The sequence below is a fragment of the Neobacillus driksii genome, from assembly GCF_013409995.1.
In the GTDB taxonomy this organism is placed as follows: Bacteria; Bacillota; Bacilli; order Bacillales; family Cytobacillaceae; genus Neobacillus; species Neobacillus driksii.
This window is the reverse complement of sequence record NZ_JACCBX010000002.1, coordinates 575,394-598,041: the sequence shown is the minus strand read 5'-3', so window position 1 is coordinate 598,041 and position 22,648 is coordinate 575,394. Positions and strand designations below refer to the sequence as shown.

27 protein-coding genes and 1 pseudogene are annotated in these 22,648 nt (G+C 34.6%); 17 read left to right on the top strand and 11 right to left on the bottom strand.

Translation table 11 applies throughout. The features are described 5' to 3' along the window. The first annotated feature begins 395 nt into the window (after positions 1 to 395). The gene (locus F4694_RS06155) at positions 396 to 815 is read left to right on the top strand and encodes a DinB family protein (protein ID WP_257029144.1); all 420 of its coding nucleotides are present in this window, start codon (positions 396 to 398) and stop codon (positions 813 to 815) included. A 291-nt stretch (positions 816 to 1,106) separates the two neighbouring features. On the opposite strand, the gene F4694_RS06150 is transcribed toward F4694_RS06155, so the two are convergent. After that, complete coding sequence (locus tag F4694_RS06150; protein ID WP_179595998.1) at positions 1,107 to 1,406, bottom strand: hypothetical protein; 300 nt, start codon at positions 1,404 to 1,406, stop codon at positions 1,107 to 1,109. A 524-nt stretch (positions 1,407 to 1,930) separates the two neighbouring features. Here F4694_RS06150 and F4694_RS06145 point away from each other — a divergent pair. From F4694_RS06145 to F4694_RS06130, 4 genes are all read left to right on the top strand, one after another. After that, complete coding sequence (locus F4694_RS06145) at positions 1,931 to 2,509, top strand: TetR/AcrR family transcriptional regulator (protein WP_179595997.1); 579 nt, start codon at positions 1,931 to 1,933, stop codon at positions 2,507 to 2,509. 357 nt (positions 2,510 to 2,866) lie between these two features. After that, positions 2,867 to 3,565: an SDR family oxidoreductase gene (locus tag F4694_RS06140; protein WP_179595996.1), complete on the top strand. Its 699-nt coding sequence runs from the start codon at positions 2,867 to 2,869 to the stop codon at positions 3,563 to 3,565. Between the two features lie 99 nt (positions 3,566 to 3,664). Next, on the top strand, positions 3,665 to 4,747 hold the full coding sequence (locus F4694_RS06135) for an alkene reductase (RefSeq protein ID WP_179595995.1): 1,083 nt from the start codon (positions 3,665 to 3,667) through the stop codon (positions 4,745 to 4,747). Positions 4,748 to 4,845: 98 nt separating this feature from the next. Next, positions 4,846 to 5,844, top strand: coding sequence for an NADP-dependent oxidoreductase (locus tag F4694_RS06130; RefSeq protein WP_179595994.1), 999 nt, complete (start codon positions 4,846 to 4,848; stop codon positions 5,842 to 5,844). A 233-nt stretch (positions 5,845 to 6,077) separates the two neighbouring features. Here the strand turns inward: F4694_RS06130 and F4694_RS06125 are convergent, their stop codons facing one another. The 4 genes from F4694_RS06125 to F4694_RS06110 form a co-directional block, all read right to left on the bottom strand. Next, positions 6,078 to 7,448 (bottom strand): MFS transporter, encoded by a 1,371-nt coding sequence (locus F4694_RS06125; RefSeq protein ID WP_179595993.1) that lies wholly within the window; start codon positions 7,446 to 7,448, stop codon positions 6,078 to 6,080. 127 nt (positions 7,449 to 7,575) lie between these two features. Beyond that, the gene (locus tag F4694_RS06120; RefSeq protein ID WP_179595992.1) at positions 7,576 to 8,022 is read right to left on the bottom strand and encodes a PaaI family thioesterase; all 447 of its coding nucleotides are present in this window, start codon (positions 8,020 to 8,022) and stop codon (positions 7,576 to 7,578) included. Between the two features lie 327 nt (positions 8,023 to 8,349). Next, positions 8,350 to 8,658: a TetR/AcrR family transcriptional regulator gene (locus F4694_RS32060; RefSeq protein WP_257029143.1), complete on the bottom strand. Its 309-nt coding sequence runs from the start codon at positions 8,656 to 8,658 to the stop codon at positions 8,350 to 8,352. Between the two features lie 412 nt (positions 8,659 to 9,070). Beyond that, the gene (locus F4694_RS06110) at positions 9,071 to 9,541 is read right to left on the bottom strand and encodes a DinB family protein (RefSeq protein ID WP_179595991.1); all 471 of its coding nucleotides are present in this window, start codon (positions 9,539 to 9,541) and stop codon (positions 9,071 to 9,073) included. Between the two features lie 249 nt (positions 9,542 to 9,790). Between F4694_RS06110 and F4694_RS31740 the strand changes: the two genes are divergently transcribed. Together F4694_RS31740 and F4694_RS06105 are read left to right on the top strand one after the other, a co-directional pair. Further along, positions 9,791 to 10,081, top strand: coding sequence for a hypothetical protein (locus F4694_RS31740; protein WP_218895538.1), 291 nt, complete (start codon positions 9,791 to 9,793; stop codon positions 10,079 to 10,081). Between the two features lie 849 nt (positions 10,082 to 10,930). Next, a complete protein-coding gene (locus tag F4694_RS06105; RefSeq protein WP_179595990.1) occupies positions 10,931 to 11,203 on the top strand; it encodes a DUF2277 domain-containing protein in 273 nt (90 codons plus the stop codon). A 268-nt stretch (positions 11,204 to 11,471) separates the two neighbouring features. Here F4694_RS06105 and F4694_RS06100 read toward each other — a convergent pair whose 3' ends face one another. Then, complete coding sequence (locus F4694_RS06100; protein ID WP_179595989.1) at positions 11,472 to 11,639, bottom strand: hypothetical protein; 168 nt, start codon at positions 11,637 to 11,639, stop codon at positions 11,472 to 11,474. Positions 11,640 to 11,805: 166 nt separating this feature from the next. Between F4694_RS06100 and F4694_RS31735 the strand changes: the two are divergent. Beyond that, positions 11,806 to 11,910: pseudogene (locus F4694_RS31735) on the top strand (GNAT family N-acetyltransferase); the annotation flags it as partial. Positions 11,911 to 11,928: 18 nt separating this feature from the next. Beyond that, positions 11,929 to 12,075 (top strand): hypothetical protein, encoded by a 147-nt coding sequence (locus F4694_RS31730; RefSeq protein ID WP_218895537.1) that lies wholly within the window; start codon positions 11,929 to 11,931, stop codon positions 12,073 to 12,075. A 23-nt stretch (positions 12,076 to 12,098) separates the two neighbouring features. On the opposite strand, the gene F4694_RS06095 is transcribed toward F4694_RS31730, so the two are convergent. The 5 genes from F4694_RS06095 to F4694_RS06080 all read right to left on the bottom strand — a co-directional run bounded on the left by F4694_RS06095 (position 12,099) and on the right by F4694_RS06080 (position 15,286). Next, positions 12,099 to 12,572 carry a hypothetical protein gene (locus F4694_RS06095; protein ID WP_179595988.1) on the bottom strand — a complete coding sequence of 158 codons (474 nt, stop codon included), beginning with the start codon at positions 12,570 to 12,572 and terminating at the stop codon, positions 12,099 to 12,101. Between the two features lie 342 nt (positions 12,573 to 12,914). Continuing rightward, on the bottom strand, positions 12,915 to 13,103 hold the full coding sequence (locus tag F4694_RS32940) for a hypothetical protein (RefSeq protein ID WP_218895536.1): 189 nt from the start codon (positions 13,101 to 13,103) through the stop codon (positions 12,915 to 12,917). 43 nt (positions 13,104 to 13,146) lie between these two features. After that, complete coding sequence (locus F4694_RS32935; RefSeq protein ID WP_179595987.1) at positions 13,147 to 13,332, bottom strand: hypothetical protein; 186 nt, start codon at positions 13,330 to 13,332, stop codon at positions 13,147 to 13,149. An 11-nt stretch (positions 13,333 to 13,343) separates the two neighbouring features. Further along, on the bottom strand, positions 13,344 to 14,348 hold the full coding sequence (locus F4694_RS06085) for a DUF3231 family protein (protein WP_179595986.1): 1,005 nt from the start codon (positions 14,346 to 14,348) through the stop codon (positions 13,344 to 13,346). Positions 14,349 to 14,947: 599 nt separating this feature from the next. Continuing rightward, the gene (locus tag F4694_RS06080; RefSeq protein WP_179595985.1) at positions 14,948 to 15,286 is read right to left on the bottom strand and encodes a L,D-transpeptidase; all 339 of its coding nucleotides are present in this window, start codon (positions 15,284 to 15,286) and stop codon (positions 14,948 to 14,950) included. Between the two features lie 318 nt (positions 15,287 to 15,604). Between F4694_RS06080 and F4694_RS06075 the strand changes: the two genes are divergently transcribed. From F4694_RS06075 to F4694_RS06045, 8 genes are all read left to right on the top strand, one after another. Beyond that, positions 15,605 to 15,967 carry a YciI family protein gene (locus F4694_RS06075; protein ID WP_179595984.1) on the top strand — a complete coding sequence of 121 codons (363 nt, stop codon included), beginning with the start codon at positions 15,605 to 15,607 and terminating at the stop codon, positions 15,965 to 15,967. A 310-nt stretch (positions 15,968 to 16,277) separates the two neighbouring features. Then, positions 16,278 to 16,712, top strand: coding sequence for a hypothetical protein (locus F4694_RS06070; RefSeq protein WP_218895534.1), 435 nt, complete (start codon positions 16,278 to 16,280; stop codon positions 16,710 to 16,712). A gap of 703 nt (positions 16,713 to 17,415) precedes the next feature. Beyond that, a complete protein-coding gene (locus F4694_RS32930) occupies positions 17,416 to 17,904 on the top strand; it encodes a CBO0543 family protein (RefSeq protein WP_374757410.1) in 489 nt (162 codons plus the stop codon). Positions 17,905 to 18,093: 189 nt separating this feature from the next. Further along, on the top strand, positions 18,094 to 18,501 hold the full coding sequence (locus tag F4694_RS06065; RefSeq protein WP_179595983.1) for a VOC family protein: 408 nt from the start codon (positions 18,094 to 18,096) through the stop codon (positions 18,499 to 18,501). A gap of 188 nt (positions 18,502 to 18,689) precedes the next feature. Further along, positions 18,690 to 19,106, top strand: coding sequence for a nucleoside 2-deoxyribosyltransferase (locus F4694_RS06060; RefSeq protein ID WP_179595982.1), 417 nt, complete (start codon positions 18,690 to 18,692; stop codon positions 19,104 to 19,106). 146 nt (positions 19,107 to 19,252) lie between these two features. Next, positions 19,253 to 19,735, top strand: a complete 483-nt coding sequence (locus F4694_RS06055; RefSeq protein WP_179595981.1) for a hypothetical protein — start codon at positions 19,253 to 19,255, stop codon at positions 19,733 to 19,735. A gap of 310 nt (positions 19,736 to 20,045) precedes the next feature. Continuing rightward, positions 20,046 to 20,540, top strand: a complete 495-nt coding sequence (locus tag F4694_RS06050) for a GNAT family N-acetyltransferase (protein WP_179595980.1) — start codon at positions 20,046 to 20,048, stop codon at positions 20,538 to 20,540. A 390-nt stretch (positions 20,541 to 20,930) separates the two neighbouring features. Then, positions 20,931 to 21,551 carry a class I SAM-dependent methyltransferase gene (locus tag F4694_RS06045; RefSeq protein WP_179595979.1) on the top strand — a complete coding sequence of 207 codons (621 nt, stop codon included), beginning with the start codon at positions 20,931 to 20,933 and terminating at the stop codon, positions 21,549 to 21,551. The last annotated feature ends 1,097 nt before the right edge of the window (positions 21,552 to 22,648 follow it).

Below are 22,648 nucleotides of genomic sequence, written 5' to 3'. Positions count from 1 at the left end.
CAGATACGTTCTACCCTGGCTACTGATATAATAAGACCAAAATAAATAAGGTCAACCAGAAATATTTAGCATTCTGGCTAACCTTATAATACGAAGGGGCAGGTTAGTGGAATAAAAAGTGAATTAATCCATTATTATCTGTATTATGTTAACTGCATAAATCAGTTGTACAGAGATAATAAAGTTGTTTAATTTGCAATTATTTTGCGGTAATGAAATTAAATATCAAAAATAAAGGAAATATCTTCTTGACAGTCGAATATTTGCCTAGAACCATAATTAGCTATTCCGATGAGGAGGATTCTTGTGCGTCCACGGCCATTATTTATTGAAAATCCAGAGCATTATAGGTATGTCAGTCTAGTGCCAGATGGAGATATTGAAGAAATACTTAGTTGCAACCAACTAAGACCATTACCCTGTTAAGCAGCGTATCAGAGGAGTCATCAAGGAAGGCGTACGCACCAGGGAAATGGACTTTAAAAGAAGTGATCGGGCATATGACCGACTCGGAACGTGTGATGTCGTATCGAATGCTTGCCATTGCACGAAATGAAAGTGCACCACTCCCAGCAATGGATCAGGATCAATACGTTTCTGCGGCAAACTTCAACAAATTATCCTGGGAGCAGTTACTAGCTGGTATAGACACGGTACGCTCCAACACGTTAAGCCTTATTTCAACCATTGATGATGCAGCGTGGGTTCGTAATGGAACTGTAATGAACAGCCCTGTTTCGATAGGTACCATTGCATATGGCATTGCCGGGCACGAGTTACACCATATGAACGTGATTAGTGATAAATACTTATAAATCTTTTTCTATTAATGAAAAAACCTAATTTCTCATTTAATGCTGAAAAATTAGGTTTTTTTATATTGAAACTTCCTTAACGTTGTAAATCTGCATTTTCCTGACGCTCCCCCTTATAGCGAATTTACTATACTTTCAATCAGAAAAAGCAACAAGAGAATTAAATAAAACTTCTTCTGCAACTAACGGGTAGCTTTAGTTGAAGAAAGCCACTGATTTTTATCAGCGGCTTTTTGTTTGTTTAATGAAAGACTTCTTACGATTAACTATTTATTCAATCACGGCGGAATTCTAGTTACTTAATTCCATTAATAATTCGTGGACAATGTGCTGTTTAAAATCTTTTGGCTTATCCAATAGTATCCCTCTTTTTGATGTAGCTGCAATTATTAGTCCTAATTCATAGTACATATTTTTAGAAACTAATCCTTTTGAAATCATTTTTTGCACTTCATAATAAAATTGAATCAAAAAATCACTTGGTAATTTCTCATACAAAGACATTCCCGAAACACCTACTATTCCTACCTTATTAATAGGAATTGTATCAATTAAAAGCGAAATTGAAAAGAGTTTTTTCTCCAGATTCACAAATTTTTCATTTAATTACAGTAGGTTTGACAATACAGCTTTAATCTTGTTGAACTAAAGGTGCTGTTTAGTTGAATAAGGAATGGGAATAATACTCCTAAAAATGTTTAGGTGATAGAACTATGACTACTTTCTTACTTATATCCTGTGCGCCAATTTGTGGTGCTGTTTATGTAAATTCAAACGACGAGTCGGGTTTTGATTTTGATACCAATAAAAAAATGCCCTTCCTTCTAAATCACAAAAATCAAATTTCTTAAATTACACAGAAAAAAACAGTTTTTTTATTACACAAAAGTATTTTCTTTTTAAAAATCAGTCTTTGGTAAGATTCTTGGGACCATATGATCAAGCGATTTAGGTTATGCTGACAGATAAAATGTAGAAGAGATTGTGGAGTTTCCTTATTTGAGCTATAAGTAGTTTCACTACATTTGATAATATTTGGAATAATTATTACGAGATTACTTTCTTTATCGTTCGTTCTCAATATGTTATAGTGACTATGGGAGGAGGATAATAGAATGGCAAGAAGTAAAGAATTCGAAGAGAACGTAGTATTAGACAAGGCGATGAAGCTCTTTTGGGAACAAGGTTATGAGAAGACATCCATGACCGATCTGGTCGAGCATATGGGAATCCATCGCAGAAGTTTGTATGATACATTTGGCGACAAACATACGCTGTTTTTGAAAGCTATGGATCGATTTCGCGATAAAGTCAGTGCTGATCTTACGGGAGAAGTTAAACGCTCCAAGAATGCAGCGGAAGCTCTTCAGTTTATTTTTAGTTTCATGATATATGGTGAAGAAAACTCTCCTTCAGGCTGTTTAATGGTGAATTCGGCGGTGGAATTGGCAATGCGCGATGCTGATGTGGATTCAAAGTCCACTGAATCGTTCACACTATCAGAGCAGCTACTCAAGGATATTATTCTGTGGGGGCAAGAGGAGGGAGAATTTGCTTCAGAGTATGATGCCGGCGAACTGGCGGAACATCTGCATACTGTGTGTGTTGGGTTAAGGGTAATGACAAGAACCTCCATTCCCAAAGAAAAATTACACCGTATAGCCAATTTATCGATAAAACTTTTAGATAAATAGTTCCTATAAGAGAAAGTTTGAACTGTAGTAAAGCTTTCTCCTATGAAGATATCATTGCTTATGTATTTTTTAGAATGATTGTTCTCATATATGATTCTTGCCTTGCTTAAGCTCTCTCCATGAAGGGATTTTTCTTTTGTGTTTTTTAGAATGATCGTTCTTGTATATGATTTTTGCCTTACTTAAAAATTTCTCAAATGAAGGGATCATTCCTTTGTACTTTTTAGAATGACCATTCCCATATAGCAAGACTTGCCTATGCCCAAAACTTCTCCTTAAGGAAATCGTTACTTGCGTAGTTTTGAGGAGTAAGACATTTTGTTGTACCAAAATAAATATTAAAAGGAGCACATAAAAATGAAAATTTCTGAACAAGTCGTATTTGTAACCGGAGCGAACCGAGGTTTTGGACGCCATTTAGCACTTGAACTTCTATCCAGAGGGGCTAAGGTTTATGCCGGTGCAAGAAATCCGGAGTCCATTGACATTCCCGGTGTAATTCCTGTGAAGCTTGATATTACCAACCCTCAAGAGGTAGCTGCAGCCGCTATGGTCGCTAAGGATCTTACGCTTTTGATTAACAATGCAGGATCGTCTACAGGTGCTTCTTTGATTGATGGTGATCTCGATAAAATACATTTGGAGTTTAATACCCATTTCTTTGGCACACTTTCCATGGTACGAACTTTCGCACCGATTTTAGCAAAAAATGGGGGAGGAACGATTCTGAATATTCTTTCCGCATTATCTTGGGTCAGTTTGGGAACTGTTGGCGCTTATACAGCTGCAAAGGCGGCAGAGTGGGCATTGACAAACGACCTACGTATAAATCTCTATCCTCAAAATGTGAGAGTAGCTGGATTACATGTAGGCTTCATGGAGACAGGTATGACATCGAGCTTAGAAGTTCCCAAATCCAACCCTAAGGATATCGCAAAAATTGCTGTTGATGGATTAGAATCCGACAGTTTTGAAATTGTTGCTGATGACGTGAGTCGAAATATCCAAAGAGTTTTTGCTGGTGGTGTATCTGCGATATACCCACATCTCTCCTAATACAAATTACTAATACAGTGATTGGTCCAAGATTTCAAACAAAAGGTAAAAGGACACCGTATACACCGGGGAACATAATTTGAAGAGGAGTGTACAAAAATGGATAAATTGTGGAGCAAAATGAAAATTGGAAATTTGGTATTACCTCATCACTTAGCGATGGCACCAATGACACGTAGTAGGGCGCAAGAAGATGGTACACCAGGAGAACTAAGTTCCCTTTATTATGCTCAAAGAGCATCAATGGGATTAATTATTAGTGAAGGTACACAACCTTCTGATGATGGACAAGGCTATTTATGGTCACCTGGCATCTATACTGAAAGGCATATTAAAGGGTGGAAAAAGGTTACGGATGCTGTGCATGAAGCAGGTGGATTTATGTATATCCAATTAATGCATGTCGGTCGTATGTCGCACCCTGACAATACACCACATCATCGTCAAGCAGTTGCACCATCTGACATCGCACCTGGAGTAGAAATGTTTACTGCTAAAGGGATGCAGGAAATACCCGTTCCCCGCGAGTTAAGTGAAGAAGATATTCAAACGACAATTGCAGACTTCCGAAAAGCAGCATCTGCAGCTATTGAAGCAGGAGCTGATGGTGTTGAAATTCATGGAGCAAATGGTTATCTAATTCATCAATTTATCGGTGAAAATTCTAATAAACGAACGGATAAATACGGCGGATCAATAGAAAATCGTGCTCGCTTTGCTATCGAAATAACGAAAGCAATCGTTGAAGAAATTGGAGCAGAAAGAACGGGATTTCGTATCTCACCAGGGGTACCTCTTGGTGGAATTGAAGAAGGTGAACAAGGTCCTGAAGTTTATCTCCATCTTGTAAAAGAATTAGCTCAATTCAATTTGGCTTACCTTCATGTTATGCATGTAGGAAACGAAACACTGCTCCATAAAATTCGTTCACTTTGGTCCAATCCATTATTAGTCAATCGAGCTGGTCGAGCTCTAGAAAATATTAGTGTAGATATTGATAATGGCGTTGCAGATATGGTACCAGTTGGTGTATGGTCATTAGCTAATCCGGATTTAGTAGAACGTCTCAAAAATGGGGTTCCTTTGAATGAAGCAGACCGTACAACATTCTTTGGTGGTAACGGAAGCATGGGTTATACGGATTATCCTACCATGAAAGAATTAAAATCTCAAGAGGGGTAAGTATAGCTTATAAGGTGAAGAATGGCGTACAACTGAAAAATTGTACGCCATTTTATAGGAAAAAGCACCAAAAAATTGTAGAGGAAGAGGATGAAAAAATGAGAGCTGCTCAAATGCAGAAATATTCAAAAGAAGTTCAAGTGGAATTGAATGATGTTAAAATTCCAGAATTTAATAGCCGGGAGGTACTCGTTAAAGTAAAAGCAGCAGGTGTTAATCCATTAGATATCCTTATTTTAAATGGAAGTATTCGAATGATTTCTGATTATGATTTACCATTAACTTTAGGAAATGAACTATCTGGAGTTATTGAGGCTGTTGGAAAAGATGTTAAGAACTTCCACGTTGGTGACCACATTTATACGAGGTTGCCAGTTAATCAAATTGGAGCTTTTGCTGAATATGCGGTCGTCAATGAAGATGCTATATCCATAATGCCTAAAAATCTATCCTTTATTGAAGCAGCAGCTGTTCCTCTCACTGCTTTGACTGCTTATCAAGCATTAAATGATGTACTCAATGCTCAGCCTAACAAAAAGCTATTTATCCCTGGAGGAACCGGAGGCTTTGGTGCTATGGCAATCCCCATCGCCAAATCAATGGGGTTATATGTTATAACAAGCGGCAGTGAAAGAGGTAGATCCCGTACAATGTCGATTGGCGCTGATAAATTCATAAATTACCATGAGGAAAACTATGCCAACATTTTATCTGATATAGATTATGTTATTGACACCTTGGGAGCAAAAGAGATAAAAGCAGAACTTGGTATATTAAAGCCTCAAGGGAAATTAGTATCATTAAAAGCCGTACCTAATTATCGCTTTGCGGTTGAAAATAATTTTCCAGTGTGGAAAAAACTATTGTTTGGTTTAGTGGGTGCTCGTGTAGATTCTTTAGCACGTAAACATAAAAATGAATATCACTTTTTATTCGTTCAAGCCAATGGCAGTCAGTTACAAAGAATCACTAACCTTGTTGAAAAGGAAAATATCACGCCCTCTATTGATTCAACTTATAATTTTAATGACATTAACAAAGCATTAATAAAAGTTTCTACTGGACACTCACAAGGCAAAGTTATTGTAACCTTTTAATCTAAAATTTAAGTAAGTGGAAGAACTCTTGTAAACTATAAGATGCTTTCCTTTTATAGTTCCAGCTACCAATAGGGTAGCTTTTTATTTCGCAAACGGGGAAGTTCAATTATAAGATGACTCACAACTGAAAAAATTATTTTATTGACCTTCTTTGGAAATAAAACAGCACCCTTGAAAGAGTGCTGGAAACCTATTATGGAAGTCCTATTTCTATTCAATCGATGAAGAATTTAACTTTGCTCCTTTAACCTAGCTCTACGAAGATAGAAGACGTATATGAAACCAGTCATAATGTTAATAATCGAAAAGCAAATAAAAATATTTCTATAAACCGTTTCCAAAGTTAAACCTTCTTGAATGGTTATGAGTAATCCAGAAATAGTCACTCCGAGACCCGCACCGAAAAATTGCATTAATTGTCCGATTCCAATACCCGAACCAATTTGATTGATGGGTAAGATCCTTGTTATCTGGTTTGAAATACTCGAAGAAATTGCCGTAAAGCCAACGCTAGCAAACATATAAATGAAAAGGATAAAATAGGGATTTGCAGAAGAGAACCATGCAAATAAGATTGAGGCACTTAATAACAATAACTGTCCAAAAATAATTAAGGGTGCATTCCCAAAACGGTCAATGAATCTTCCTATATATATGCCAGCAACCATGGCGATAATGGCACCTGGAAAAATCATCAGTCCTAGCTCTGCTGGTTCTTTACCGAATACAGTTGTGAGAATAATAGGCATTAAAAACAGAAGTGAAAAGTTAATGAAAAAAGCAGAACAATTAATAAGAAGGAGCTTTGTGTATTGCTTATTTCTAAGTAGGATTAGCGGAATAAACGGTTCTTCCGTCTTATTAAGATATTTCCAACATACCGCAAAAAGAACGACTGTTCCTAATAGTATCCCATACGAAAATGTAGATAGAAAAAGTAACAGACCTGTTACACTAAGCCCAGTAAGAATAGCACCGAATAAATCGAAATGACCTTTTTTAATCACCTCATTAGGCAATAACTTTAGGAAGAAAGGCATAGACAGGACAGAAAAAATAGTGACAACGAAAAGATAATTCCATCCTAAGTATTGAGTAATCACTCCCCCTAGTACAGGACCTAACCCAAATGCCAAAGAGGCAGCTGAAGCAATAATCGCCATCGCTTTTCCACGCCTTGATAGAGGGATATACCGCCCAGCCATGATCATACTTAATCCCATAACGGCTCCTGCTCCAGCTGCTTGAAGAATTCTAACTCCTAATAGGATAAAAAAATTAGTTGAAAAGAAACCGATGACTGATGATATTCCTAATAGGCAAATTCCATGGAGTAAAAGACTTGAGAGGGGAACAAAATCAGATAGGCGACCAAAAGTTAACGTTGAAATGGCAAACATGATGGAATAACCTGATACCAGCCATGAGCCCAAGGATGAACTTAAGGATAAGTCTCTAAGTATAAAGGGTAATGCAACATTAAACATGGTTGTATTCATTACAACAAGCAAAGTGGTAACACTCCATATTAAAATGAGTTTATTCTCTTGTAATTGCACCGTGCTTTCCATTTTGGAAGGAGCCGTTAGAATAGAAGGCATTTGTTCCCACCTAACCTTATTAAAATTGGTAAAAATGAACTTTACATCGTACTACAAGCTAAATGATAGCTAAACCTTTATGGACCTTACTTTGAATGGACTTTCTTTTTACAAGAGATTAGTTATATTATTCTATTTTCAATCTTTTTCCGGCAGAATTACCCTTTAAAATCATACATGTACTTGTAGAATGTGCCACAAGACTTTGTTTTTCATCATATACATGACACTCCAGTAATCCGATTGATGAACCTTTTTTTATTAATTTTCCCACAGCTCGAAGTCTAGATTTAAAAATAGGTTTTAGGAAATTTAATTTAATTTCGATCGTCGTAAAAAGTTCGTCCTCAGCTAATGTAGTTACAAATGCATAGCCCATAGCGGCATCGGATATGTCACATAAAATCCCTCCATGTAGTGTACCGATCGGATTGTGTAATCTTTCTGTTGCATCCATTTCGACCACAACCTTCCCTTCCTCAACATCTGTTATGTGAAAACCGATTACCTCTGCAGCCGGCGAACCAGGTATTTCGCCCTTTGCCATTTTCTTCAAAAACTCTAAATGATTCATTCTTTTCACCCTCCATATTAAAAATAAAAAAGATTGTACTAGAACGTTCATTCTAAAAATGTTAATCTAATACCGCTAAAGTCGAATCAATGATGTTTTGAAGTATCTCTTTATCTTTCGTTGTTTTGGCTAATACTCTTACCCCAATAAGTGAATTATGAATAAATTCAGATATTTTTTCTATATCAAGTTGATCGGATATTTATTCACTTATTTGCCCCTGCAATAGTAGTTCGTATATAACTGATTCTGTCTTACTAAAGCTTTTACTAATCCTGTCAGCAACTTCTTGGTCATGTAAGGTTAATTCTACAGCTGTATTTACAATTAAATATCCTGGGGGTTATTCTTCATCCGAAAAACCACCATTTCAAATAATCTTCTTATCGCTAACTTGACTGAATTAATAGGTTTAATTTGTTGTTCCATTCTTATTTCGAATATTTCTTCGAAGAGTTGTAGAGCTCGCAGAAACAACGTCTGTTTATCACCAAATGTGTCATAAATAATTCGACGGTGTATGTGCTTATAGTCTACTAAATCTTGCATAGACGTTTTTTCATATCCATTTCGCCAAAAAAGCACCATTGCTTTTCGTAAAACCTCGGCTTCATCAAATTCTTTGTGTCTAGCCATTTCCCCCCCTTTTTTTAAAATTTTATCATTTTTAGAATGATCAGTAAAGAATATTTCAACTATTCAAATAATAAGGGGTTATGAACAGCAGTAACATCGATATTTTCTTGTTCCTTTCAAAGAAATTGTGAAGAAATGTACTTAAAGTAACGGGTGCGATGCTTCGATAGCGAAGGAACGCACTTTCTTCTTGAAGTAACGTGCAGGATAGTTTAAGAAAGAAGGGGAAAAATAATCTCCCTTTAAGTTATATTTAAACCAAATTGCGACTAAAGTAAATATAATTATTACTCGAGAGCTTATCCGACTGAAGATTCAAAACAAGAAATAGGGCAAACATGAACAGTGATTCAGAACTAATCTGTGAAATAAAAAAGGTGCATCACTATTGTGTTAGCACCATCGGAGTGGATTAATCCCAGATACGGACTCTTGGAACACCTGCTGTTCTCAAATAATCCAATAACTGACCCGTATGAATAGATTCATGATAGCCAACACGTAATAACATGTCGCCTAAATCTCTTATGTAACCTGAATCAGAGCGGTCAATCTTTATATTTTCTAAGTCTTCTTCAGAAAATGACTTGATTGTATCTATGAACGCTTTTCTATAAGGTTCTGCATATTCCAATTCGGCATTTACTGAGGTAAATGGACGATTTTCGAAAGGAGAATTGAAAACGGACAAACTCCCTCTATTTTTAATTGCTAAGTGATAGTAATGTTCACTTTCTAGTACATGTCTAACCATTTCCAGGCAATTCATTGCCTCACCATCTGGCTTCCAATGGAGTTTATCATCAGGAATGGATGTCCAGACTTTAATGCTTCTTCTCCTTATTTCATTAAAGTTTAAAATAATTAAATCAATAGAATTCATCAAAATTCCTCCTTTTATTAGAATATCTTAATTATACACGAATGAACGTTCGTGCAAATAAAAAGGATAAATATTTAGAAAATTTATTTCACAGATACAATTATGTGGATTTCGAAATATTGTGAAGAAGTGTACTTAAGCTAACCGTAGCAAGAGTTAAATATGTGATTGCTGCGGCGATCTTTTTTCTTGTAGAGCTAAAGTGGCAATTAACTTCAAGAAGGAAGAACTTTATGTTAAAATTTGGATATGAAAGAGGTAGGAGGGGGATACATTTTGGGACAAGTTATTTTAATATTTTTGCTTTTGATCAATATTTCCTACTTAGTAAGTTTTCTTGCTTTCTTTGGGGCTTCATTATTAAATAATTTATGGTTCGGTACTTTTATAGTTAGTTTAATATTATCTTTTTATTATTTAATGCGTACTAGAAAACAAAAGGGCTACACGCCTTATTTATCAATTGCAGTAATAAGTTTTAGTATGGGTTCGTTGGGACTTTACGTTTTTATATACTATCTCTCCAATCTATTGGGATAGATATTCAATTTAAGGAGCGGCTGTTACTTACAGCCTTTTTGTTTGGAGCTAACGAAGCAGCTTAGTTGAAGAACAGAGTAGAGGCTTTCCCATAAGGAGTCAGACACCTTAAGTAATTATCAGATTATGAAAAGATATACTTAAACTAATGGGTGCATTCCTTCAATAAGGAATGCTGATTGCAGCTAAAACATTGGTGTTGCTACTTTAACTTACCTTGACGAAAATAAATAATGAAAGCCAAGCACCGTCCTTTCTCTATATTTTGTTATAGGGGAAGGGTGGTGTTTTATTATGGGAATTACAGCCACCGGATCTTGATAGAAAAAATTGTAACGTTTTATCTTCTTTTGTAGAAAACAACCAACTAGCACATTAATCATGCTAAAGTGAACAAAACATATCTGAGGAGGAAGGGTAATGCATATTGATAGTTTCGGTTGGAGCTTAAATATAATTCTAATGATTTGTTTTGTTATAGCATTATTGGTACTAATGAGAAAACCGAAAAAAACACAAAGAAGAAAATGTGAAGTAATGTACTTAAACACAAACAGGTGCTTTACTTTAATAACGATATAAAGAAACAGATAGGATAGCTTATTGAAGTAACGGGGCAGATAAAGAAGGTATTGTTAAAAACATGGAGAATAAATACCTTAGCATTTATTTAAAAGTAGGTGTTAGATATGAAGTGGAGTTTTCCATCAATGGTAATTCTAAAAATAGAAAAGATCCATTTTTTTGATCAATTTTTGTTCGAAAAGATGAATTTTTATATTCCTTAAATTTAATCAATCTTTTTTCAAAACCAACAATAATGAAAACAAAAAGGAGATAGAGTAAGTTATGTGCCGAAACATTCGAACGTTATTTAATTTCGACCCACCAACTACCGAAGAAGAGATTCATGCAGCATCTCTTCAGTACGTCAGAAAGATAACGGGTTATAACCAGCCCTCAAAGGCGAATGAGGAGGCGTTTATTCGTGCAGTCAATGAGATTGCAATGGTTTCTAGAGAACTATTAAACACACTGGTAACGAGTACCGAACCACGGAATCGTGAGGTCGAAACTGAGCGTGCTCGTACTAGAGCAGCTAAAAGGTATGGAACAAATTAGAGGACTAAAAAATAGAAAAAAGTGTTTGAAGGATAGGTCCTTTAACCAGTTCTTAAATCAATAAGATAAGCTGTTTCGACAGCTTATTCAGAATTAGTTTGTAAAACTACACGTGCTTGAGTTGAGGAGGAAAGGCTGCCGCGGCAGCCTTTTTATTCTACTAACAAAGCAGTTTAGTTGAAGAAGAAAAAACGTTTAATGCGATTTTTGACTCAAATTGCGAAAAAAAATGAACTGTACTATGAAGACAGTTCAATTAATAAGTATTTTATTTTTTAAGAGGGGAGATGACATTGTAATAAAAAAATGTTTCCCATTTAGCCAACAAACCGTTTCCATTTTCACCACGTTGTATTTTCATTTCGTGGTGCTTATGAAAATCTGCTATTCGTTTAGTATGTTCTTTATGCCATTGATGGAGAGCAACTTGTTTCATTTATATTCTCCTCTCTTTTAATACCTTAATTATATAGCTCTGGTTGAAAATTACAAAGTAAATTTAGCCACAAAAATTAAGATAAAGATATTAAACAGGTGGAGAAAATTATGTAATGGGAGTACGATATTGAAATTGAACCTGTAAGATGAAGAACACCAATGCCGTAATACAACTTACTACTGATAAACAAAGAGTCGATGCATTACGTTTTTATGAGCGATTAGGTTTTAAATCAACGCACGAAGGGTTAAAAATGAAATTGAATTAGTTAGCTTATTCAACTAACGTGGCAAGAGGTTTAGATGGGATCGCTGCGGCGGTCTATTTTTGTTATGGAGCTATCGGTGCAGAATACTTGAAGAAGGTGTTCACAGGTTCCTTTGGCCTTCGTTTTTTAGTGCAACTAACAGAGCAGGTTAAAGGGCATCCTTAAGGTTGCCCTTTTTGTTTTCCCCCTTATCTTTTTTTCGCCTTCAATAAGGCAGCGTAGCTTGCCGCCTTTTCGGGTGGAGCAGTGAGGGATTTCTCATAACCTTTCTGGAAGCTTTTTTCGTACGCCCTCACAAACCTCTGCCCGAGTATTCGCTGGGCCGCCTGTACCGCATTCATTTCCGGATGGGCATGAAGGTAGGCGTAGAATTTCTCCCCAGAGGAAAAAAAGAGGTACACCTGCCGGAGAAGTCCTATATTTATGAGGGGCCGAGCTATCTCCTTCTTGTTGTCTAAGCTCAACTGGGAGCGCGGCATCTGCTGCCAAGCACGAGAGATCCTGAAATTATGCCGGTCTTCAAGCCCCGAACGGATTCCTTCATAATATCCTTCTTCCATTCCCATCTGGACAGGGTCGGAAGGCGGTTGGCCGTCTGTCTGAATACCGCCGGCGAAAAGAAGGCAGACAAATAGGAAAAAGGCCATAAATTTCCGTATCACAGCTTTTTCCCCCTTTCTATTTACTTTGTCTTCTTTAGTTTAACCAGTCATTTCCTTCATATGTAGTAGGGAAGGAGGAGAATCTGATGGATAAAAAGGATCTATCTAGGAAGCTAATTTTCTTTGTGCTGAAGAGCTAGTTCAAATAGACATAATAAATATTTCTTTATTTATGAAAGGAATTTTGATGAGGTAACTACTACCTTTTCTTAAAATTGTGAAGTGTTTCACTTAAAGTAACGGGGGCGTTAGTGGAAGATGAACTAAAGGAACATTAAATTAGAAAACCATCAGATTGTATTGAATCTGATGGATTTTTGAAAGATGGCTTTAAAAAATGTACTAATAAATAACCCAATAATTAAAAATAACATTTGCAACCAAACCGGTCAGAAGAGTATTCCCATTATCCTCAATGTCGGGGAAAAGATTAGACCAACTGTTATAAAATAAGCAGAAAACAAACAGCAAAAACGAAAAAGATTCTTTTCCACCGTCAGCGTCTTTATAAGCATCCCACATGGAAAACATGTATAGACAAGGGTAAAACATCAGCCATTGATAATTCGTTCTATCAATGGCTGATTGGATATGACCGAAAGCTTAAAATGATTACTTCGTTAAAATTTGATTGAATGTTAATTAAAAATTTTAACGAAATGAAAAGTAATCCTTTTAGAAACTTTCCGTTTAAGACTTGAGAAAGTCCTGGTAATGCAATACTCAAAAGGACGCTTTCAAGTTGATTTGTATTCTTCATTTTATTTCCCTCTAAGTATTAGCTAATTTATCATGGTCCACTACTTTTGGTGGTTGTTCCATCCAACCATAATCGATCATTATGTTTGCAGCGTCTTCTGTATATTTTAGAACTTCCCCTAAGATTCGGAGGTAATTTGTAGATAAATCACGTCTAGAACTTGTTGACAAGCTTGTTCCGTAATATCCTATGGCGCCCGCGGCTAGTGCATTTACATGAAACATCATTAGTTTATCGGAAAAAGGGGAAACGGTTGAGTCTAATACTTGGTTATCCCAAGACACAGAAGCAGGAAGCTCATTTTCTTTTAAAACGGAACTATAAATTTCAATATGCTTTGAAGCGATTTCTTTTCCTCTTGCCATAAAACGACCCACTTCTTTTGACTTTGCCACTTGACTGAAGCCGATGAATGTTGTCATAGCTAACACATTTCTTTGAAGATTAGCATAAAGATTCGTTATTTCTAACGTAGTAAGTGATCTACGTTCTCCAAACCAACCAGCTAAGAAGTTTTGTTTTCGAATAAAATCAACCTTTTCAGGAGTCGTAACATATGGTGCTCGTATATAGAGACCTTTAGATAGTAAAACATTTCTTGTTTTTTTGAGAAGATTCTTCGAATCATCAATACATTCTGAAAAATATTGAAATACATCAGAACGTGTTGCTAAAGACAACGAGATGCCATAAGCTTCTAACCCTATTGAACTCCATTGTTGAAGATAATAAAGAAAGTAAGAATCCGAAAATAATCGTGGAGCTGTAATATCGACATCTTCATCTTTAAATCCGTATGGAATCGGAAATTTCTCACTGTTAAAGATTAATATAATTTTTTTTACGTGTGCGTGTGCTACCTCAAGTGCAAATTCTACTACAGGACGAATCTCAGGATCCTCTGCTTTTTCCAAAAAGTATGTAAGTACACAAATTGACAGGCTATCATTCATGTAGGCAAACCATAGCTGTGAAATTTCAGCAGACGTTAGTTTAATGTTATTTTCACTTTGCATAAGAGACCACCACCATTAATTTGAAATGAAATCCTTATGATATGTTTCCTAATAATATAAATAAATATTTATCCGTATTATGAATCCAAATATGTTGAGAGAAAAAAGTCTTGGACACTTTTATTACAAGGTTAAGATTTCATGTAAAAATAAAAATTAAATTCCTAACCTTTAATCAAAGAAAATGTCATATCCTGTATAAACATTTTTTATATACGATTTAATGAACAGTACGACCTTATTATGGAATAAAAGCGTATATGCTTGTTCAAGTAACAGGTGCTTTAACACAGTAACTAATAAAATTAATAAACCTAGAATATGCAAGTTTTTATGCACAACTTGCATATTTTGCTTTTTTTACCTTCAAAAAACATACTCAAATATACACAGCATATTTAATTTCCAAATACACCTAGAGGCTCCAAGACAACACCTTAATCGCTTATCTATGGAATCATATAAACAATGATAAAAGGTGCACCATTCGAAGGTTTTGTTGCTGATACTGTATATAAGAACCAGGTTAGTTTAATAAGAAGAACTGGGCTGTTGTCGTAAGACACAAACAATGCAGTTTAGAGGTGAGATTAACAGAATTATTTATGAATGATGACCCTAGTACCTATCGGAACTCGAGATGATAATTCTAAAACATCATGATTAAACATTCTAATACAACCGTGGGAAACGCTTTTACCTATGGATGAAGGATTGTTTGTACCATGAATTCCATAATGAGGTCTTGATAATCCCATCCATAAAGCCCCAAAAACATGTCTAGGAGGATTTAGCTGCTTATTTATTAAGGTGTAGGTGCCAAACGGTGTCGCAGTTAATATTTTTCCAGTAGCTATGGGATAGGATTTTATCAGTCTGTGTCCTTCATACAATCTTATTCGGTGTTTTGATGTTGATACGTCAATCCATCTCGCCACGAAGATCAACTCCATTTTTTTAATAATGTATGTAGTAACTCAAGCCTTTGTTATTTAACAGAGATTGATTGTATGAGAAGTAACAGTACGTTGGGATTACATGCAATAGCAGAGAAGGTGCTTGTTAACCAACGTGCGCATTAATCCAAAATTGATTAATGCACTTTTTGTTGAAGTTCTTCATGTGCTAAGGAGCAGTTTAGTTGAAGAAGGATTCTCTGTTCAGATGTTGAATAACATAAAAAGGTAAGAACTTTTATTCAAATTACTATTTTCAGCAGAAACTATAACCAAGCAAGTACAAAGGAGGGGTGACTAATGAAATTTATGATGGTTGTCAAAGCTTCGAAGGATTCTGAAGCAGGGACAATGCCAAAGGAGCAGATGGAGAAGATGTTTGCCGCGATGAAAAAATACAATGAAGAACTGAAGAAAGCAGGAGTTCTGGTATCAGTTGGTGGACTCCATCCAAGCTCCAACGGCATTCGTATTTCTTACCCTGTTCCGGGAGAACCGCCGACCATAACAGAGGGTCCTTTCGCCGAAGTCAATGAGTTGATTGCAGGATACTGGTTCATAGATGTGAAATCTCGCGAGGAAGCCATCGAGTGGGCGATGCGTGCGCCAGATCCGCATGGTCTTGGAGAAGGACAGATCGAGCTTCGCCAAGTATTTGAATAGACAAATAAGCTGCAAGTCGGATTAACAATGATTCTATTGAAGTGGTTCTAATCAATCATAAAGCTAGGAAATAAAGATATAGGATCAATAACCATCATGGCTTGGTATAAATGCAATGATTTATTTATTTTTAGAATACTGATTTTTGTGAAGTAGTGTACCTAAACTAAAAGGTGCTAGAGCTCAAGGGGGATCGCTGCGGCCAGTGTTTTATTCTAATTTGACTAATGAGTCGGGTTACTTCAAGAAGAATTGATCAATTGATCACTCTTTTCTATTTGGGGGAAGTTAGAAAAGAGGTGATTTTATTTTGAAAACATTGGGTCCACTTCTCTTTATCATTCTCTTTTTTACTTTGGGGTCATCTGAAGTCAACGCACAACCTAAAGAATGTCCTGTGTTAGGTGAATTAGAGCAAATATCCATCAAGGATAGAAAAGAGGTTATTGAAGCATTAAATACTTTAATACCAAAAACTTATGGAACTGGAATAGATGATTTTCCCGCCATATACACTAAATGGAATGTAGTAACTGCTAAACCTTTTCCTAAAACAGCTGGCAATAGAGAAGAAGAATCCTATTTTGGAATGGCAAAGAACTTTTGTGGTACGGAAATTGCTGAAAGGTCATGGTTTGTACGCTTAGATTTCCCAAAAGCACCTGGTGCGAACTTAGCCCAAGGTCAAATGTTTTTAGCAAAAAGTAAGGAAAAAGGATGGTTTGTTTGGTTTCGGTATCATTAAATTTAAGAATTTCTAAGCATTACTTAAAAATACTGCTGCCGAACCAGGCAGCTTTTTCTTGTTGTACTAGTGGGACATGATATTTGAAGTAGATTTCTTTTTTAAGGTGGTTAGGTTTTAAAATGGAGGTGATATATAATGACTTATAGGAAAATTAAATTGAAGGAGAATAATTTGTGTGGAAACTTGTATATCTATGTTTTGGTATTTTTAACGTAGCTACATTTTTGATACCTAAATTATAAAATTGAAATTTACGCAACTTCCTTTTTTGCCTTCACCTATGGTGTTACAGTCGATATGATATTAGACTTACATTATGATTTTTACGGATATTTTGGAGAAGGATTTCAATGGTTGGGACTTTTAGCTATATCTTTGTATTTTCCATCTATCAGCGTACTGTTTCTTAATCTATATCCTTTAGAAAGTAATAAACGAAAAAAATAATATACATTTTAGGCTGGACCGTTTTTTCAATCGCTTTTGAATCGTTTTGACTACATACTAAATTTTATTATTACAATGGGTGGAAACTGTGGTATTCTGCAATCGCTTATCCAATAATATTTTCAACACTTCTGTTTAATTTAAAGCTAGTTCGGAAACTAAGTCACCCTAATTAGAAAATTAATAATTTTGACTATTTAGCAAATATTAAAACCAAACTGTTTAATAAGGGTGTTTCTATTGCGTATGTCTTCTGTGCCTTACTGTTATACTCTGTTGCTGGAAAATTGGAGATATAAAAAATTGGAAAAAGTATTATCCAACTATTTTATACCTTGTTTTAAACAATTTATTATATTGCTTCTTTGTTGGCAAAAAACACTTTCTATGGAGGTTGGAACCTGATTTTTTATTGAATTTCACGTTTTCTATTTTAGTACAAACGTTCATTATACTACCGTGCATTGCAATACTGTTCTTGTCTTATTTACCTAAGACTCGGAAGAAAGTAATACTATATTTAATAATAACAGGATCCATTCTTGCTGGGATTGAAACGATCATGTTTATTGCTGAAAAAATCACCTATCATAACGGTTGGAATTATTGGTGGTCAGTAGCCTTTAATTTCTTATGGGTTATTATGTTGAGATTTCATTACCTTAAACCCATTTCTGCTTGGATTGTTTCGTTTTTATTTACAGCTTTTTTTATTATTTACTTTCATGTTCCGTTACCTTAACACTAACCGTTTCTTATTCAACTATTGGGTGCGTTGATTCAGAAGGATTTATGTCGTTTTTTATAGAACTTTATTAGAGTATCGGGCGATATTAGTTGAGGAATGAATATATTATTACGAACCATTATTTAACCTAAGTAAACAAGTTATCGGTAATAATCAGAATAATTTGAATAGGAGCCAAAGAAAATGGCATTTAAATCCAAGAATATTTTTATCAATTTACCAGTAAAAGATGTGAAGAAATCCACCAACTTTTTGACTGAAGTAGGTTTTGAGCTTAACCCACAATTTAGCGATGAGAACACATCTAGTATAGTCATCAATGACAATATCTTTGCATTAATCATGAATGAGGAACGTTTCAAGGAGTTTAGTAAGAAGGAAATTGTGGATACTACTACTGCCTCCGAAGCGATTTTCTGTTTATCTGCTGAAAGTCGAGAGCAAGTGAACGAGTTGGTAAATAAAGCAATTTCAGCTGGGGGAAAAACTTATAGTGACCCTCAAGATCACGGATTTATGTATGGATGGGGTTTTCAGGACTTAGACGGTCATATATGGGAAGTAGTTTATATGGATGAAAGTGCATTTTAGCTGATGTGATACTCACGTAAAAAAACAGAAGCCATACAGTTTCTGTTTTTTTGTTATTACACCGATATAATAATAGTGACATTTCTTAGAATAAGATTGTGAATTATTGTACTTAAACTAACGAGCAGGATAGTTTAATAAGAGGTGTTCAGGTATATGTTAAAATCTGAAAAAAAGGGAGAGATATGATGAAATTTTATATAGCATCTAGCTTTAAAAATATAGAAAAAGTTAGGTATGTTAGTAAAAAGTTAAAAGATAAAGGATTTATCCATACATATGATTGGACTGTAAATGAAAACGTAACAACATTTGAAGAACTAAAGGCGATAGGTCAAAAGGAGAAAAATGCTGTAATAAAAGCTGATTTTGTTGTAGTTTTATTACCAGCAGGAAAAGGAAGCCATATTGAACTAGGTATTGCTATTGGGAATGGTAAAAAAATTTATCTTTATTCACCGAACAATGAAGTAGATAACATTGAAACAACGAGTACTTTTTATCATTTACCTGAAATCGAAAAGTGTTTTGGAACCATAGATAAGTTAGTAGATATTATAGACTTAAAATCAAAAAGTTTATTAAGTAACAGGTGCTTGAGTTAAGGATCAGCTGCCATTCTCCTCGGCTTTTTTTATTCAAGTAACGGAGAAGTTTAGTCGAAGAAGGATTTTTCAGATTTGAAAGAGAAATAAGATTTACCTTTAAAAAAAAAATAGAAGATATCCAAAGACTAATATTAGATAAAGGGATGACCGAAGCTGATATAAGTCTTTATTATGAAAATAAGTGGAAACCAAAAAGAGTTCTGTTTCGGGATCAAGTTAGATGTATAGCTAGTATGTATACATATTTATTAGGACGGTTTCAAACCGAAAGGACAGAGAAAATAACGATAAATTGTGTAGAAAAAACAAACGACAATGCACTTGTAAAAACAACATTGGACGGATTTACTAAAGTTTCGGTAGAACTAGATATCGATTCCTATTTTTTGTTATCAAATTATGAAAAGAAAAGGGTAATTCTAGAAAAAATAAATGGAGGGGTTACAAAAGTAGCAAATGAGTTTTCATGGGATATTGAACTCTTTAATCGTATTTCATATGAAATAATTAAAAATGACTATGTTAATGAATATGTTTGGAAACAAAAAACTTCGCCAGACAAAAAGTTCAAAGCTGAGGTATATTGCCAACATGATATAGACTTTTTCACCATTTCTATTTTATAAGAGATAGAAAAACAGGTGACATTATAAAAAAAGAGGTGATTTTGAAGGATAGACCCCATCTTTCATTGACTACCGGGTGCAATATTTAAAGATAATGATCGCTGTTGCGATCATTTTTTCTTGTTGAACTAACGAAGCAGGTTAGTAAAAAAAGAAATACAACTATATAAATTAAAAAGTTAATCTTATCCTAAAATAACCTGTTAGATTTTCTCACATAAACCATCTATCTAATATTTTTTGTGGTATTTTAACTATAGATACTAAGTTAGTGTAGTTGTCCTTGGGTATCTATTGGGAGGGAGAAAATATGAATTTAGATATAAGGTTAGCAAATGAGAAAGAAACTCCAATTGTACATAAGCTTATGTTAGAGGCGTTTGAAGAATATCGATTCCTCGAAGTTCCTTCAAGTGCATTAAATGAATCACTAGATACCTTGCTAAATGCACTTAAAAACGGTTCAGAAAAAGCCTTATTGTGCTTTGTAGATGGGGAACCATTAGGTTCTTTAAGATTTACAATTAAAGACGATTCGTTATATTTTTCAAGATTATCTGTAACACCACACGCAAGAGGAAAGGGGATTGCAAAGGCTATTTTATTGTGGCTTGAGAAATATGCGAATGAAAATGGAAAAATGAAAATGGAATGTCGAGTTCGAGCTTCATTATCTCAAAATATAAGTTTATATGAGGCAATGGATTATATTGTTTCTGAAGAAGAAGTTGTAACTAATCCTAATGGTTACCGTGTTAAAACAGTGGTTATGGAAAAGAGTTTGGAGCAATTAACGGCTTGTTAAACTAACTGGGGGCAAGAGTTGAAGATGAGAGCTGTCATTTTGGCAGCTTTTCTTATACCACTAACTAGCAGGATAGTTCAATAAAAGTTCAAAATACAACCATTGGAAATAGTGGTAAAGTTGGCTTAAGTATCCAGTAAAGGATGATGGTCGATGATAGCAAATATACTGATGTCTATTTTTATATTAGCTCTTACAGTAGGTTTGGGAATTCTCCTGTTTAAATTAGCTAAGGTTTTAAAAAAATAATGAACTTGGGCGACTTTTCAAATACAATTGTCGCTTTTCTTTATTGAAGTAACGGGGCAGGTTAGTTAAATTGGAGGAAATCAAATAATTAGTATAGAAATAGTTAACAAACCCAATAGAAACCTTTAGGAGAGGAAAGTAATGAATAATTCATGGAATAGAGTAATATATAGAATCTGGTCTCCAATATATGATAGAATTTTTAATTCTGGAGTTTTCTTGAAAGCTCGAAAACAAATATTTCAGCAGATACCTTTTAATAGTGGTCAAAAAGTTTTGTTTGTTGGCGTAGGAACAGGTGCTGATTTGGAGTTAATTAATCCAACGGATTTGAATATAACAGCAATTGATTTTTCACCTGATATGCTAAATCGGGCAAGGGGAAAATTTAAGAATTCCTCTATTAAGTTCATAGAAATGGATGCTCAAAATATGGAATTTATAAATGAAACATTTGATTATGTAGTTGCCAGTCTTATTCTTTCTGTTGTACCTGATGCAGATAAGTGTTTAACAGAAATGACAAGGGTTTTAAAAAAAGAAGGAAAAATAATTATTTTTGACAAATTCGTATCTAAAGAACATAAATTATCTTTACCAAAAAAACTTCTTAGACCACTTATTAAAGTATTAGGAACAGATATTGGATTGAATTTCGAAGAGATGTACCATAGAAATAATAAAAATTTAACGATAAATGAAGATAAAAATGTAATGATGAATAGAATGTACAGAAAAATAATAATTAGTAAACGTAATTAGTAGAAAATATATTTATTTTGCTTCACTAAATAATTTGTGATGTATTGCACTTAAAGTAACGGGCGCTTTTGTTGAATAAAAAAATTAAAACCCTCTTGCACGAGAAGGGCTTTTTAAAATAAAATCGTTTAAGTCTAGACAATTGTTACTCTTTTCTAATAAACCTAATATGAATTGGTAGTATAATACCAAAAGCAATAAGAAACACAATAATTGAAATTAACCAATTCCATCCTTTAAATTTCATATACCCAACATAGACCATCCCAAATTCTATTAAAAGTGAAATTATAGTGAAACAGAATGTCAATTTCCATTTATTATTCTTTGTAAGGAAGTTTAAATAAAGTATTGCCAGTGAGGTTGGTATAAAGGTATAACTGAGAATATCTCCAAGTCCAGCTTTTCTCGGGTCCCCTACATCAAAAAGGTCGAAACCCCTGGCAAGTAGACCATCGCTAAACCAAGTAACAAATCCTACAACCCCAAATGTAATATAGATTTCTTTCCAAGAAATATTTTTTTTTGGGGATTATAAGGGCTGTTATAGCAAATAAAACACTTGCTGCAACAGGAAACCACAACCCCTTTGCTCCTAAGTCTAAATTTTTTATAAATTCCTGCATTTATCTTTATCCCTTCTAACTTCCCTTTAAATTTTTATTTTATTTTTAGCTATTGGAAAAGGTTATATACTGATTCTTTAAGGACAAAGCCTTGTTTCAAACAGAGCGGCGATGGGAGACTAATGAGAATTGAATGGTCGATCATAATATCCGTGTACGTATTGGCAACAGTAGTTATGTTGTTCATTCCGAAAGATAGAATTCGCCTAGTAATATTTGCACTTTTGTGTAAGCAGGTAATTACTTTCCTATTTTGTTTTGAAAAATATACTGAACTAATCAAATACATACACTGGGAATGGTACATTACTTGGATTACATTATTATCACGTTTTATATTGTTCGTTTATTATATGTTTTGTTTTTCACAAAGGAGTGAGTTTCATACATGAATTCCTTTGCATTGACATATGGCATTAATAAAAAAAATGATGTTGTAACTGTATATTCACCCATATTTTAGCTGTGTGT

What these genes read in the sequence shown, in the direction of transcription:
- F4694_RS06145 (WP_179595997.1), top strand. Translation starts at nt 1,931, where the DNA reads ATGGCAAGAAGTAAAGAATTCGAAGAGAACGTAGTATTAGACAAGGCG.
- F4694_RS06140 (WP_179595996.1), top strand. Translation starts at nt 2,867, where the DNA reads ATGAAAATTTCTGAACAAGTCGTATTTGTAACCGGAGCGAACCGAGGT.
- F4694_RS06135 (WP_179595995.1), top strand. Translation starts at nt 3,665, where the DNA reads ATGGATAAATTGTGGAGCAAAATGAAAATTGGAAATTTGGTATTACCT.
- F4694_RS06130 (WP_179595994.1), top strand. Translation starts at nt 4,846, where the DNA reads ATGAGAGCTGCTCAAATGCAGAAATATTCAAAAGAAGTTCAAGTGGAA.
- F4694_RS06125 (WP_179595993.1), bottom strand. Translation starts at nt 7,448, where the DNA reads ATGCCTTCTATTCTAACGGCTCCTTCCAAAATGGAAAGCACGGTGCAA.
- F4694_RS06120 (WP_179595992.1), bottom strand. Translation starts at nt 8,022, where the DNA reads ATGAATCATTTAGAGTTTTTGAAGAAAATGGCAAAGGGCGAAATACCT.
- F4694_RS32060 (WP_257029143.1), bottom strand. Translation starts at nt 8,658, where the DNA reads ATGGCTAGACACAAAGAATTTGATGAAGCCGAGGTTTTACGAAAAGCA.
- F4694_RS06110 (WP_179595991.1), bottom strand. Translation starts at nt 9,541, where the DNA reads ATGAATTCTATTGATTTAATTATTTTAAACTTTAATGAAATAAGGAGA.
- F4694_RS31740 (WP_218895538.1), top strand. Translation starts at nt 9,791, where the DNA reads ATGAAAGAGGTAGGAGGGGGATACATTTTGGGACAAGTTATTTTAATA.
- F4694_RS06105 (WP_179595990.1), top strand. Translation starts at nt 10,931, where the DNA reads ATGTGCCGAAACATTCGAACGTTATTTAATTTCGACCCACCAACTACC.
- F4694_RS06100 (WP_179595989.1), bottom strand. Translation starts at nt 11,639, where the DNA reads ATGAAACAAGTTGCTCTCCATCAATGGCATAAAGAACATACTAAACGA.
- F4694_RS32940 (WP_218895536.1), bottom strand. Translation starts at nt 13,103, where the DNA reads ATGTTTTCCATGTGGGATGCTTATAAAGACGCTGACGGTGGAAAAGAA.
- F4694_RS32935 (WP_179595987.1), bottom strand. Translation starts at nt 13,332, where the DNA reads ATGAAGAATACAAATCAACTTGAAAGCGTCCTTTTGAGTATTGCATTA.
- F4694_RS06085 (WP_179595986.1), bottom strand. Translation starts at nt 14,348, where the DNA reads ATGCAAAGTGAAAATAACATTAAACTAACGTCTGCTGAAATTTCACAG.
- F4694_RS06075 (WP_179595984.1), top strand. Translation starts at nt 15,605, where the DNA reads ATGAAATTTATGATGGTTGTCAAAGCTTCGAAGGATTCTGAAGCAGGG.
- F4694_RS06065 (WP_179595983.1), top strand. Translation starts at nt 18,094, where the DNA reads ATGGCATTTAAATCCAAGAATATTTTTATCAATTTACCAGTAAAAGAT.
- F4694_RS06060 (WP_179595982.1), top strand. Translation starts at nt 18,690, where the DNA reads ATGAAATTTTATATAGCATCTAGCTTTAAAAATATAGAAAAAGTTAGG.
- F4694_RS06055 (WP_179595981.1), top strand. Translation starts at nt 19,253, where the DNA reads ATGACCGAAGCTGATATAAGTCTTTATTATGAAAATAAGTGGAAACCA.
- F4694_RS06050 (WP_179595980.1), top strand. Translation starts at nt 20,046, where the DNA reads ATGAATTTAGATATAAGGTTAGCAAATGAGAAAGAAACTCCAATTGTA.
- F4694_RS06045 (WP_179595979.1), top strand. Translation starts at nt 20,931, where the DNA reads ATGAATAATTCATGGAATAGAGTAATATATAGAATCTGGTCTCCAATA.